Origin of the sequence: Sphingobacterium siyangense, from assembly GCF_023277505.1 — a bacterium.
GTDB lineage: Bacteria > Bacteroidota > Bacteroidia > Sphingobacteriales > Sphingobacteriaceae > Sphingobacterium > Sphingobacterium siyangense.
Genome location: NZ_CP080574.1, coordinates 1,523,828 through 1,537,173, shown reverse-complemented (window position 1 = coordinate 1,537,173; position 13,346 = coordinate 1,523,828). Strand labels below are relative to the sequence as shown.

Annotated in this window: 10 protein-coding genes; 6 read left to right on the top strand and 4 right to left on the bottom strand. The window is 41.8% G+C overall.

All coding sequences use genetic code 11. The annotated features are described in order from the left end of the window. Positions 1 to 6: 6 nt before the first annotated feature. On the bottom strand, positions 7 to 3,207 hold the full coding sequence (locus tag K2F45_RS06270) for a SusC/RagA family TonB-linked outer membrane protein (RefSeq protein ID WP_248933160.1): 3,201 nt from the start codon (positions 3,205 to 3,207) through the stop codon (positions 7 to 9). Positions 3,208 to 3,714: 507 nt separating this feature from the next. Beyond that, positions 3,715 to 4,161, bottom strand: coding sequence for a nuclear transport factor 2 family protein (locus tag K2F45_RS06265; protein WP_248933159.1), 447 nt, complete (start codon positions 4,159 to 4,161; stop codon positions 3,715 to 3,717). A 480-nt stretch (positions 4,162 to 4,641) separates the two neighbouring features. On the opposite strand from K2F45_RS06265, the gene K2F45_RS06260 reads away from it, so the two are divergent. Next, on the top strand, positions 4,642 to 5,205 hold the full coding sequence (locus K2F45_RS06260) for a DUF5777 family beta-barrel protein (RefSeq protein WP_338055436.1): 564 nt from the start codon (positions 4,642 to 4,644) through the stop codon (positions 5,203 to 5,205). 156 nt (positions 5,206 to 5,361) lie between these two features. Here the strand turns inward: K2F45_RS06260 and K2F45_RS06255 are convergent, their stop codons facing one another. Both K2F45_RS06255 and K2F45_RS06250 read right to left on the bottom strand, forming a co-directional pair. Continuing rightward, positions 5,362 to 5,547, bottom strand: a complete 186-nt coding sequence (locus K2F45_RS06255; protein ID WP_046672091.1) for a CsbD family protein — start codon at positions 5,545 to 5,547, stop codon at positions 5,362 to 5,364. A 128-nt stretch (positions 5,548 to 5,675) separates the two neighbouring features. Continuing rightward, positions 5,676 to 6,071, bottom strand: a complete 396-nt coding sequence (locus K2F45_RS06250) for a hypothetical protein (RefSeq protein ID WP_075991410.1) — start codon at positions 6,069 to 6,071, stop codon at positions 5,676 to 5,678. A 327-nt stretch (positions 6,072 to 6,398) separates the two neighbouring features. Here K2F45_RS06250 and K2F45_RS06245 point away from each other — a divergent pair, with 327 nt between their 5' ends. From K2F45_RS06245 to K2F45_RS06225, 5 genes are all read left to right on the top strand, one after another. After that, positions 6,399 to 6,764: a hypothetical protein gene (locus K2F45_RS06245; RefSeq protein WP_075991409.1), complete on the top strand. Its 366-nt coding sequence runs from the start codon at positions 6,399 to 6,401 to the stop codon at positions 6,762 to 6,764. 79 nt (positions 6,765 to 6,843) lie between these two features. Further along, positions 6,844 to 7,374: a sigma-70 family RNA polymerase sigma factor gene (locus tag K2F45_RS06240; protein ID WP_075991408.1), complete on the top strand. Its 531-nt coding sequence runs from the start codon at positions 6,844 to 6,846 to the stop codon at positions 7,372 to 7,374. Positions 7,375 to 7,416: 42 nt separating this feature from the next. Beyond that, complete coding sequence (locus K2F45_RS06235; protein ID WP_088160518.1) at positions 7,417 to 8,442, top strand: FecR family protein; 1,026 nt, start codon at positions 7,417 to 7,419, stop codon at positions 8,440 to 8,442. A gap of 25 nt (positions 8,443 to 8,467) precedes the next feature. Beyond that, on the top strand, positions 8,468 to 11,824 hold the full coding sequence (locus K2F45_RS06230; protein ID WP_075991406.1) for a SusC/RagA family TonB-linked outer membrane protein: 3,357 nt from the start codon (positions 8,468 to 8,470) through the stop codon (positions 11,822 to 11,824). Positions 11,825 to 11,834: 10 nt separating this feature from the next. Next, positions 11,835 to 13,334, top strand: a complete 1,500-nt coding sequence (locus tag K2F45_RS06225) for a SusD/RagB family nutrient-binding outer membrane lipoprotein (protein WP_248933157.1) — start codon at positions 11,835 to 11,837, stop codon at positions 13,332 to 13,334. The last annotated feature ends 12 nt before the right edge of the window (positions 13,335 to 13,346 follow it).

Sequence of the window (13,346 nt, the reverse complement as noted above, 5' to 3'; positions counted from 1 at the left end):
ATCGACTTAAAATGTAACACTTAAACCTGCAGACCAGACTTTAGTCAATGGATAAACGGTTCCGTTGCTTCCGCCATCAATAGTTTCGGGATCAAACATTCCCGCTACACTTGAGCCGGTCCAGATATTTTCTCCGGAAACGTATACACGCAAGCGCTCCACACCGAAACGTTTTGTTGTTTCTTTCGGCAAGGTATAGCCCAGCTGAATATTTTTTATGCGGATATAGGCTGCGTTCTGCAAAAAGCGCGTCTGCGTCTGCTGGTTTTTAGCAGTACCAAAAACAGGACGTGCGTAATATGCTTCAAGATTTTCACCCAGGGGATTATCTGCAGTACGGAAATAATCAAGATGATCGACCAAGCCCGTTGACCACCATTTTGAAGTTGCTCCCCAAAAATAGTACCCCCCTTGCCAATAATCGCGTTTCATGACACCTTGCATGAAAATGCTAAAGTCAAAATTTTTGTAGTCCGCATTCAAATTCAATCCAAAGGAGTAACGCGGTGTGCTGTTTCCAATCACACGACGATCACCTGGATCGGCCTCTGTATTGCTGCCACCATCTATTTTTCCGTCTCCATTAAGATCAGCATACATGATATCTCCTGCCCCCCATTGTGTTCCTAATGCATTTTGTCCACCATTGGGCAAGCTCGCCAAATGCTGGCTCATTTGCTCTTCTGTCTTGGCAATACCAAGGGTTTGATACCCCCATATTTCACCCAGCTTTTGACCTTCACGATAGTTTGATAATGACCCTATTGCGTTAGGATAGCGTGTTACTGTTGTGGTATAATCAGACAATAGGAACTTTGCTCCATATGCAAAACCACTGGCAGTACGGTCATTCCAGCCCAGGGTAGCCTCAAATCCTCTTGTTTTTAAGTCGGTGTTGTTTGTTTGAGGAACTGTCGTCCCTAATGTATTAGGTAACTGTGGAGCTGGGCCGACCATATTAAATGTTTTCCGTTCGAAGACTTCAAAAGACCCAGAAAGGCGGCTATTTAAAAAGGCGAAATCGACGCCTAAGTTCTTCGTATTGATAGATTCCCAGGTCAATAAAGCACTTACGAGGCCTGGAGCCGATGCAGAATTTGGTCGCGCATTATTGATCAGCCAAGCACCATTGGCTGTCCCCGTTGGTTGCGTAACATAAGTCGGATACCAGACATCGGTATTTTGATTGCCTAGCTCTCCGTAGGAAGCTCTTAATTTCAGCATATTAATAAATGGTGCCGACTCTACAAGGAAGTTTTCTTTGGCGATGTTCCATCCCGCAGAAACTGAAGGAAACCAGCCCCAGCGGCTATCGCTACGGAAACGTGATGAACCGTCATAACGCAGATTAGCTTCCAATAGATATTTTTCAGCATAATTGTAATTCAATCGGCCGAAGAAACCCGCTGTTGCCCATTTTTGATATTCGCCAGATACAGAAGGTACTACTGCTTTTCCATTGATATCTGTGCCGGAAGTCAGATTCAATACCGGTTGATCCGGGATAATGATTCCGTCACGTTGCACACCGAGATTGCGATAGGCCGTATGTTCAATCTGACCACCGACCATAACTTTAAAATGATGGTCGCCCCAGCTTTTATCGTAATCAGAAAAGATATTGATGTTATAATAGTTTTCCTTTAAACCAAATTCGTAGACGTTTGAAGAGTTTTTATACAAATAAGGATCACCATTCACGTCATGATTGTAAAGACGCTGCGAATCCCAGTGACGAAATTGAGTTGTGGTCCTATAGTTAAAATTACCGGTTGTACGCCATCCTTTAATTGGTTCAAGGATCAGCTGTAACTGTTGATAAATGTAATCCTTACTGGATTTATCCTGTCCGCCTTCTTTCATGGCAAGTGCAGGTGAAGGAGAACTGAACAAGTATCCATTCGGATCATAAAGTGGCAGCGTTGGCCAGCCCTGTCTTCCTAAATCATCGTAAAAACTATTGGTCAATGCTGCAGGACGGTCATAGTCTTCACGTACCAACCTAGCGTTGTAATTTACCTGAAAGATGTCAGATACTTTAGAATTGATTTTAGCCGCAACAGAGTAACGGTCGTAATGGTCTGTATTGAAGGCCATCAATCCTTGTTGCTTCATGAAATTGCCAGAAAGGTAATAGGTTGTTTTTTCGGTTCCGCCATTGAGACTTAGGTTGTGCTCCTGGGCAAAAGCCTGATCCCGGTACATGACGTCGAACCAATCGTTATTATCGTTACCATAGGCATATCCTTCAGCCCAATACAACTTATTATTCGGATCGACAATGGTCGAATTTTTCAGGCTTCCGTTTTGATAATCCAAGATGCGCTGTAGATGCTCCGCGGAGAAATGCGGTGAACCGCCTGCGTTGACTTCGGCCTGATTGAAATATTGAGCAAAAGTGTAAGAGTCCATCATCTTAGGCATCAATGTCGGTGCGTTCATACGAAAGCTATTATTATAATTTACCGAAGTACGTCCAGCCTTTCCAGATTTTGTGGTGACCAAAATAACCCCAAAAGCGGCTCTAGAACCATAAATTGAAGCAGCACCAGCATCTTTCAAGACAGAAACGCTTTCGATATCTTGTGGATTTAATGCCGCCAAAGATCCTTCAGAGCCATCAATTAGGACCAATGGTGCCGAAGAAGATGTGCCGATTGTACCTGTACCCCGGATATTAATAGATGGATTGGTTTCCATCGTTCCCGAGTTTTGGGAAATATTTAGGCCGGGGGCCAGTCCTTGCAGTGCCTGGATAGCATTTCTTACAGGTCTATTTTCCAGCTGCTTGGCATCTACCACCGCAACAGAACCGGTCAGGTTTGTTTTTTTCTGCGAGCCAAAACCAACGACCACCACTTCATCCAAAACATCTCCTTCGGAAGCATCAAGCTGCACGTTAAGCTCGTAGTTCCCTTGGCTGACCTGTTTTAGCTGACTGAATTCAAAGCGCTGTTTCGCATAGCCTAGAAAGGTAAATTCTAATGCCGTGACTGTTGCAGCACTGAGTGTATATTTCCCCTGTGTATCTGTTTGCGCCTGCATTGTGGAACCGATATTTTTAACGGTCACTCCAGCAAGTGGCCTGTTATTTTCGGTAACCTGGCCCCGTACAGTTATTGACTGTGCATAAGCCTGCTGTAAGCTTAAAAGTAAAAAGCAGATAGAACAAAGCCAGCGCTGCGTTAATACTATTTTCCTTTTCATAAGTAAAACTGTTTAGTGATTAAATAATATTTTGATGAAGAGTAACATGGCAATACGAGGTAGCAATATTGCGTTTCGTTAAGAATTCAAGGATCAAACAATCCACTTTTGATTGGTAAATTCATCATAATTAAACTTGGTTATTTAGCTGTTTTTGAGCTTTAGCCAACTTACTTTCCCCACACCTATTTTTTATATAATTTGGAGAGGGTATTCATCTAGTTAGGCAAACACTCTTGGTTATTTAACATCGTCAATACAATAAAATGTCGTATTGACACTTGCAATATTATCAAAAACGTTACAGAGGAAGGGGGGTATAATCTTCTTATTTTAAGGGGTAAATTCGTCAAATTAGGCTTTTTGACCTCATTAAAGGATATTCTGGTTTAGGCAGACAAAAAAAGCCACATCTCCGGATGTGGCTTCTGAACTAAATTTATAAACATGTTATTCACTAGGGATCAGCTTTTGGTATAACTGAGCTGGCCCGCAAATTATGAGCTTCTATTTATAGGAATTGATCGATTTGGATACTCTCCAGTCTTTACCTTCACGCACTAAAGTAACAAGATCGGTTTTGGTGAAATTTTCAAATTTCAAAGTAACCCTGGCCACCATATAATCTGTAGACTGTTCAACTACATTTGTGCTAACCGCGCAATCCAGGTGGATATTCTTTTGCTTTTTCAAGGATTTAACCACTTCATAGCGGCTATATGACTTTAAGGTGCCCGTTTGTACCTTTAGATTAAAGTCTTCAGCAAACAACTGTTCTATTCCAGCCGACTCACCTTCAGTGATCACGGCGACATAGTGCTCTAGCGCAAAGTCTGCGGTTGATAGATTAACGCTGACTGGGTTTGATTTTGAACCCGGTCCTTCGGCTGCCATAGCAAACGTTGATACGGCCATTAAAGCTGTTACTGTGAATGTTTTTACAAGAGTTTTCATACTATCTTTTTTTTGTTTTTTTTTACCTTGCTTATCTGTTGACTCAAAACTATCGCTCCAAATGCTTGTTGCCCACGGATTTTAGATCAATAACCAGCAAAAGTCGCTGAATGACTGAAATGAAAAAGTAAACTTCAAAATGCATAAAGAACATACGATCAATTTTAATAGCTCCGTGCCAAAGACCATACCAATTGGCCCAAGGTTCATTTATGCCTTTTAAAGCTCATTATGGTCGATCTAAGCTCTTCTTCAAAAAACGCAATGTACGTATGCGAACAGTTATTAACCGAATTGTTCACATACGTACAGCACATTAAAATGTAATAGAAGTTTAATGTGCTGTGCATCTTGAAGTGAATGACGATATACAGTAAAAAAGAAACGTATTTATTTGCCTGATCAGAAAGATCAGATACCAATTTTTGGGGGGACAAACAGGCTAGTAACATGGTACAAGCTCGCGAAACATAGGTTTAACTGGTCATCTTCGAGGGAATATATCGGAATTACAAACTCATTCCCAAGGTAAACGCGACGCCTTTAGATTCCAGGTCCACATTTCCTGCCAGCTCCGATAAGTCTTCGGCAGCAAGCTTTGAAGACTTCAATGATCGATTGAGTTATATGACGCAGCTCATCATTACCCGTAAATTTAGCTCAAATCTATCGCTCGTTGTGGTCCCAACCTTTCTTCACTGGAGCTATACAGCTTATAACGATCAGAATACTGTATTTGCTCTTGGTATTGGCGAGCGGGCCAAGGTCAGCAATAGGATCGCATTAGTAGCAGACTATACATTACCCTTCCGAAAGTCGTCGAACAAAAAATACCGTGAAGATGTAAGCGGACAGCGTTATTATAATGCATTAGGTGTCGGTTTGGAAATGGTTACCGGAGGACATATCTTCCATCTCAATTTTACCAATGCAACCGCAATACAAGAATCTCAGTTTATTAGCGAAACAAATAGCTCCTGGCGTAAGGGACAATTCCGTTGGGGATTCAGCATTGCACGCCGTTTCAATTTTAACAAAAAATAAAAAAGCAATTGCTCCATCGTGTACTTGGAATCAAAATAATCTGTCCAACGTAATAAGAATTCAAAATACTTAAAAGCATCATCGGTTGATAGGTTCTTAAATCAAAAAAGCGGATAACAATGCTGTTATCCGCTTTTTTATCACACAATATTAAATCTACAAATCATTTAACCACTTATTTACCTCATCTTGTGTTTTACCGGTCTTCTTTTGAAGCTTACCTACCAATTCGTCTTCTTTGCCCTCGGCATATAATAGATCATCATCAGTAAGATCTGCATATTGTTGTTTTACCTTACCTTTGATTTCGTTCCAACGGCCTTTCCATGTTAATTCGCTCATAATTATTTTCCTTTCGTTATTTATCAATAGAACAGTTTCATACAGCTAATCGTTTAAAAAATAATGTTATAAAATGTTAATTTCACAACATTCACCTAGTAAACAGGCGCTTTCTATTTTTTATATTATTATTTCCGGTTACAATTGGCCGTCCATACCTTGCTGTCTTTTGTATAACCAATTGTCAATTTACCGGCATCAATACGGATAACTCCTGTACCTGCCGAACCAATGTTGACCAAGACGTTATCCTTTTTTTCAAAATCTACGCCGTTGAGATTTGGAATGCCATTTCCAAAAGCGAAATTATAGGTATCGCCAACTTTTGTTACGGTAACTGTTCCTTCTGCAGCGGCAACATCATTGTCATTGTTATTCATATCATCATACGAGATAGTGCCTTCATATTTACCAACAAAAAGATCGTTGTCGGCCGGATCATCGTCTTTGCTACATGATGTAAAGCCTACCAATACCGTTAAAATAAGCATACCGAGTCCCAGTGTTTGAATTAATTTTTTCATACGTTGATGTGTTAATGTGAATATTATATTTTATTACAGCTGGGTAAAATTCAAACTTTATGCCAGTGCAAATGCAACCTTAGAAACACCCGTATCAAACACTTAAGAAGGGGTATAAATACCGAACTAGCGAATAAATACACAACGATCGTATGCAGATATCCGTTAAATACCCCATTTCTATTAATAAGTCATTATGATCTTTTGTATTTTTAAGACCATAACTGGTTTTTCCCTCCACATTGGAGTAATCTAACTCCAATCTAGTGGGAAAAACCTCCGGTATAATGCATGATTAGATCCCATATAAAAAAAACAGCCTTATTTATGAAATTATTTTCCGTCTTTCTATTTTTTATTGCCCTCCAGTCTTGCACCGTTCAGCGGATAGGAAAAAAAGAAAAAGGTTCTTTGTATATCAATACATCAATCCCCGCACATAGTTCCTTAGCCATCTCAACCGAAGATGCCAGTCCATTTTCCATTGAGACTAAAAAAAGCTCGACCGGTCGGCTAAAAATTTTGAATGAATCAGAGGAGATTGAGATGGAGAAGGACAAAACATACACACTGAATGTCAACCAGAAAGGGAACATCGTATTCCTAAATCAATCCGATCAAGGAACTAATATCCAATTGAGAGTCTATAACCATACATCGAAGATCATTCAGAAAACAAATCTCATCCACTAAGAAAGGAGACAAAATATTTTTAAAAAAACTTGGAGCAAAAGCGCATTATCGCTAAATTCATTTATTCCAAGCCTACACTATGGAAATCAATTATGCGCTTATCGTTCGAAGATTCGAGGAATATTTTGACCTATGGAGTTCCAAAGTATACCAATATGCAATCCATAAAACCAAATCTTCTTATCTAGCCGAAGAAACCGTACAGCGTGTATTTATCAAACTCTGGAAAAATATGAGTGACAAAAATATCGATGCCACCATAGAATCCCAGATTTTCTGTATCACCCGAACAGTGGTGATCGATCTGGTCAAGGCAGAGTATAACCGTAAGAAACTTTTGGATCACGATCAAACATTTGTCTTACGCCATAGCCCTCAGGATGATTTTTATGCCAAACAACTTACCTCCACACTCCATGAAATTGTCGATAAACTACCGGAGAAACGCAAGGAGATTTTTATGCTAAGCCGATTTTCTAATCTTTCGCATAAGGAAATTGCGGACAAGCTGGCGATATCAACGAAAACTGTGGAAAACCAATTGACACTAGCACTAAAAACCATTCGAAAGGCTTTACTGTTCGGTATGCTGATGCAAATTATTTTTTAATTTCTTTGGGGGGTACCTCATTTTCAATCGTAATCTTTATACATGAAGATTACAAAAACACTCATCGACAAATACCTAAGCGGTAAAGCCAGTGCGGAAGAAATTGCCGCAGTAGAAAATGCGCTGGCCAATAACGAGTTTTATTGGGAGGATTTTATGCCGGAAACGGAATGGCAAGCATATGAGATGGATTCGGATTTTAAAAACCAAAAGGAAATAAAAGGGCATATTTTCAAACAAATAGGGCAAAAAAATAAGGATCGTTTCAACTGGTTAAAATATGCGGCTATTATCTTCTTCATTGGAATCGGAGCTTGGCTGGGATTAAACCAGATCGATTCTTCTAAATATAACACCGCATATCGTAGCGCAAAGAAAGTCCAGCCCACACCACAAGAGCAACCAAGTAATTTATATTATATCAATTCAGGTAATACCATTCAACAAATTGCAGTTCCAGACGGTTCTACTATCGACCTATACCCCAATTCTGAAGTAAAATTCAGTTCAGATTTCACAACTATTAGCGCACGGGAAATCCAATTAAAAGGTAAAGCCAAATTTACGGTAGCAAAGGATAAGACAAAGCCTTTTCGCGTTCATACGGCCGATTTGACAACAACCGCACTTGGCACTGTTTTCAGTGTGGAAGAAGGTGGTAGCGCGATTACGAAAATAAAACTCTATGAAGGCCGTATTGAAGTCAAAAGCAATCAGCATTCTGAAAATAAACAGGCCTTAAATCTACAGTTTCAACCCAACGAAGAAATCAGCATTGATAGCAAGCTACAACAGATCATTGCCGAAACCCGAGTCAATACTTCTCAATCCAGCAAAAGGGGATCTTACTTAAAAACTAGCGGACAACTGATCTTTAAAAACCTCCCATTGCAAGATGTACTTCACATCATCAGTCATAATTATGGCCTTAAACTAAGCGTTGAACCTAAAGATATACAAAATAAATATTATAGTGGAACGTATAAAAATACAGCATCTGCATACGTCAACATGTTAGCTGATATCCAAGCACTCCATAAAATAACCATTCATGTACAAACCGAATAACATTCACTCACATAACCCACAAATTATGCACAATTATTTACCTTCCAAGCATAGTATCCTGACTATGCTATTGTTGAGATCCAACATTCGAGCCGACGTAAACTGGGCACTGCGTCTTGGCCTCATGGGGCTTTTGTCAACAAGCTATCTTCTCGCTAATGCCCAACAAAATGCGACCATTAACGGAGTAATCAAAGATGAAACAGGAAAGCCCATCCCCTCGGCGACGGTTACCATACGTAATGCGACGAGCGGAATGAAAAAAACAACAACCAGCAGGCCTGACGGAACTTTTTCACTCGACCAGATTCCTGCTGGACAGGGCTACCAGATCAGCGTATCGTCTATCGGTTTTAAAAGCAGAGAACTGTTGGATTACACCATTACAGACAGGGACAAGCTAGCGATCAATATCAGTTTGGAATCGAGTGCGCAAAACCTACAGGAGGTTGTCGTTACAGCGCTTGGTATCAAACGCGAAAAAAAAGCGCTCGGTTATACGGTCGCTGAACTCAAAGGCGACGAGCTGACGCAGGGTAAGGAAACCAATGTGGCGAATGCCTTATCGGGTAAAGTTGCCGGCGTGCAGGTAAGCCGCGCCGCATCCGGTGCCGGAGGTTCATCCAAGGTCGTGATACGTGGTAACAACTCACTTATCGGTAATAGCCAGCCGCTCTATGTTGTTGATGGAGTACCGATTGATAATCAAAACATTTCATCTCCAAACCAATCTGGGGGAACAGATTATGGCGACGGAATCGGAAACATCAATCCCGAAGACATCGAAACGATGTCGGTATTAAAAGGCCCGAATGCGGCCGCACTTTATGGACAAAGAGGAAGTAACGGAGTTATCTTGATCACAACTAAATCTGGTAAAGCTGGTAAGACCCGTTTTAGCTATGGTACAGATTTTTCATTGGGCAATGGGCTGGTCTTACCGGATTTTCAAAATGCCTATGGACAAGGATTGAACGGAACATTTACACATTTCAGAAAAGATGACGGCACCATTGTTTCTATGAGTGAAGCGCTGAAAAATGGTTACAGTGGTATGCCTAAAATGAGCGCCGGACGTGACCGTACGACACGAGCAAGCTGGGGTGCAAAAATGGAAGGCCAGACTTATGAAGATGCTTATGGCAACATCTTACAGTTAACACCGAAACCAGATACCTACTCGTCGTTTTTTCAAACGGAGAAACAGTTTGTCAACAACCTTAGTATAGATGGCGGAACCGACAAAGTAAACTACCGTTTTTCATTTGCCAATACAGATGTAAAGGGTTATATCCCAACCAATACGCTGAAGAGAAACAATTTCGGTCTGCGCACACAAGCCAAAATAACCGATAAATTTCACATTGATATCAAGGCGAACTATATCGCACAAAAGGGGCAAAACCGGCCAACACTGGCCGATGCGGCAGACAATCCTGCCTACCTATTTATCAGCCAGCCGCGAAGCTTGGGCAACGACATCATGGCACAGTATAAATGGACCGCACAGGAGATCAGCAGACAGCTCGGATTTTCGGGATTGACGGAAGGATTGGAGAAAACCTATGCCACCAATAGTTCCACAGCCAACCCCTTTTGGACCATTCATGAAAACCACAATGAAGATCGTCGGGACCGCATCATAGGGTTACTCCGTCTGAGTTACGACTTTGCTCCTTGGCTTAAGGTCACAGCGACCGGGGGTACGGACTTCTATACCGATCAACGGTTTCGTTACCGTCCAATAAACACCTACCAAAGCTTGAACCGAAAGGGTGATATTCGCGAAGAGGTCATCAGAGCCCGCGAAGACAATTTTGACGTCCTCGCTAGCTCCAACTTCAAATTGACCGATGACATTAAACTCAGTGCCAACTTAGGGGCCAGCCATCAAAGCCGGTATTTGCGTATGACAGGAAATTCAGGCAATCAATTTATTGTTCCGAATCTCTTTGTAATCAATAACACCACGACAAATAGTTACATATTTGACCTGATCGAGTCCAAGATTAATTCGGCTTATCTATCGGGCCAGTTCAGTTACAAAGACTATTGGTTTGTTGATTTCTCTGCCCGTAACGACTGGTCTTCTACCCTGTCAAAGGAAAACAATTCGTTTTTCTACCCGAGTGTAAGTTCCAGTTTAGTCTTATCGGATGCCTTCAAATGGCAATCTGATGCACTGTCTTTCGCCAAAATCAGAGCTTCATGGGCCCAGGCCGGTAGTTCAGGAAACCCATATCAACTGACAGGAGCTTATAGTCTCAACCAGTATACCCATGGTGGTGTACCGATGGCTTCTTATACAGAAATTATTCCTGATCCGAATTTGAAAAACGAATTGACCACGTCGATCGAAGCTGGGGCAGACCTGAGATTTCTAAAAAACAGACTTTCGTTCTCCTTTACCTACTATCAAGCCAAGACAAAGAATCAGATTTTGGACGTACCAATCGCCCCTTCCAGTCTCTATGTAAAGAACAGGATCAACGCTGGAGAAATTAGCAACAGAGGTATTGAATTTGTATTGGGAGCAACACCAATCAAAAGCGAATCGGGTTTTGAATGGAATACAACCTTCAATTACAACCGCAACAGAAATAAAGTTGAATCACTCTATCCCGGTGTAGAAAGCTTTTTACTCGCTACAGACCGCGGGATAAATGTTGTTGCGGAGGTCGGAAAACCATTTGGCCAGCTAATTGGGACACAGTTTGCATGGATCAAAGATGATCAGGGAAATAGGTTGATCGACCCTACCACTGGACTCCCTTTGCGCACAGCCGGACGTGTAGAAACCGATCTTGGAAATGCGCAACCCGACTGGCTGGGTGGTTTTGCCAATACCTTTAAATATAAAGGTTTCAACCTCTACGCACTTGTCGATATCCGTCAGGGCGGCGTGATCTTCTCCCAATCCAATCGTGAGCAGATCATTTATGGTACTTCTAAAAAGACCTTGGAAGGCCGTGATGGCACCTACGTTGCCGAAGGGATGGTCGGACAAAAAGATGGATCAGGGAACTGGACAAGTACAGGAACAAAAAACAGCAAGCAGGTTGCCGCACAAGATTACTGGAACATTGTTGCGAGTGACAAAGAAGTCATGGTATCCGAAGAAATGATCAATGATATGAGTTATATTGCCATGCGCGAAATCAGTCTCTCCTATTCTTTCCCTAAAAAGCTGATGCCACATAAACTTGTTAACTCCCTAAAATTGGGCGTCTATGGGCGGAATCTATTTTATTTTCAACGGAAAACTGATGGATTTTCACCAGAAGCTTCTGCTTTCAATGTAAACAATAGCTCGATTGGTATTGAATCAACTTCACTTCCAATGATGCGCACATTCGGTATTAATCTCACTGTTGGTCTGTAAACCCTTTATCATGAAAAAGAAACTATTTAAAAATACATTCATCGTCGGACTTATTTCTGTGGCAGGATTAGGTTCATGTACCAAAGATTTCGAACGGATCAATACGCCGCCGACATCTGTCACCACTGTAGACCCTTCCTTACTCATAGCTCGCATTCTACGTGATGGCACTTTTCAGGAATCTGGGGAACTACCCAACAACAAGTTTGGCTCTTGGATCCAACATTGGGCTGGTGGACCGGTAGTGCCGGTTTCTCGATATTTTGAAGGGCCCGAAAATCTTATTTGGTCGCAGCACTACACCCTGCTCCGCAATATTGTTCAGATCAAACAGGAATTGAGCGGCAAGGAAGACAATGCAGAAGGGAGAAGTAAACTGGCTATTGCCGAGCTTTATGAAGCATACCTCTATCAGCGCCTTACAGACTTGTTTGGTGATATCCCCTACTCCGAGATTACAAAATCCAATAAGGAAATTAACCGTACGCCCAAATTTGACAAACAAGAAGAGATCTATCCGGCGCTTGTTCAAAAAGTCGATGCAGCTATAGCAAGGCTTACGAGCGGAGACCTCTCTTACGGCTCTTCAGATTTCTTTTACAAAGGCAGTATCGATAAATGGAAAAAATTTGGCAATTCGCTTAAATTAAAGCTCGGCATACGCATGCGGTACGCCAATCCTTCTTTGGCCCAGAAAACGGTTACCGAAGCCATGACTTCTGCTATAGGTCTATTCTCCAGCAACAGTGATAATGCCGCAGTACCGACCTACAACGATGCTCAAGCTGAAAACCAGAACCCGATTTTACGTCAAATGACTACCGGAAGTGCCGATCTACGTTATTTGGCTAATACCCTGGTTGACAAACTCAAAGAATACAATGATCCAAGGCTTCCTTTACTTGCCGAACCGGTCATTAGCAATGGAGTTTCAACCTATCAAGGTATTGGGGTTTCGTTAACCGATAACCAGCTATCACAACTGATTCGCGCCAACTATTCAACAGCCAATAAGTCTACTTGGTTCAGCCTTTCATTCGCACCGATCCCAAGCTATGCGTTTACGTATTCGGATATCTGTTTTTACAAAGCCGAAGCTGCACTTCTTGGCTGGGGTGCTACAACTGCAAATGCCCAAACGTTCTTTACAGAAGGGGTCAAAGCTGCGCTGGCACTTCCGCCATACAATATGACGGCAATCCCCTCTGCATACGAACCTGTGCTCAATCTAAGCGGCTTGACAGACGAACAAAAAATGGAGAAAATAGCGACACAAAAATGGATTCACCTATTTGGCCGGGACATGGAAGCCTTTGCCGAATGGCGACGTACAGGATATCCTCGATTAACCCCCGGTCCTAACCCAGGTTCCACCAACGGGCAAATACCGCGTAGAGCTATTTATTCCAGTGAAGAGGCTGAGTTAAACGCAGCAAATTTAAAAGAGGCTGCAGCACGTATGACAAATGGTGACTCTTTCCTATCCAAAGTCTGGTGGGACAAGAAGTAACTGCACTTTTTT

What these genes read in the sequence shown, in the direction of transcription:
- K2F45_RS06270 (WP_248933160.1), bottom strand. Translation starts at nt 3,207, where the DNA reads ATGAAAAGGAAAATAGTATTAACGCAGCGCTGGCTTTGTTCTATCTGC.
- K2F45_RS06265 (WP_248933159.1), bottom strand. Translation starts at nt 4,161, where the DNA reads ATGAAAACTCTTGTAAAAACATTCACAGTAACAGCTTTAATGGCCGTA.
- K2F45_RS06255 (WP_046672091.1), bottom strand. Translation starts at nt 5,547, where the DNA reads ATGAGCGAATTAACATGGAAAGGCCGTTGGAACGAAATCAAAGGTAAG.
- K2F45_RS06250 (WP_075991410.1), bottom strand. Translation starts at nt 6,071, where the DNA reads ATGAAAAAATTAATTCAAACACTGGGACTCGGTATGCTTATTTTAACG.
- K2F45_RS06245 (WP_075991409.1), top strand. Translation starts at nt 6,399, where the DNA reads ATGAAATTATTTTCCGTCTTTCTATTTTTTATTGCCCTCCAGTCTTGC.
- K2F45_RS06240 (WP_075991408.1), top strand. Translation starts at nt 6,844, where the DNA reads ATGGAAATCAATTATGCGCTTATCGTTCGAAGATTCGAGGAATATTTT.
- K2F45_RS06235 (WP_088160518.1), top strand. Translation starts at nt 7,417, where the DNA reads ATGAAGATTACAAAAACACTCATCGACAAATACCTAAGCGGTAAAGCC.
- K2F45_RS06230 (WP_075991406.1), top strand. Translation starts at nt 8,468, where the DNA reads ATGCACAATTATTTACCTTCCAAGCATAGTATCCTGACTATGCTATTG.
- K2F45_RS06225 (WP_248933157.1), top strand. Translation starts at nt 11,835, where the DNA reads ATGAAAAAGAAACTATTTAAAAATACATTCATCGTCGGACTTATTTCT.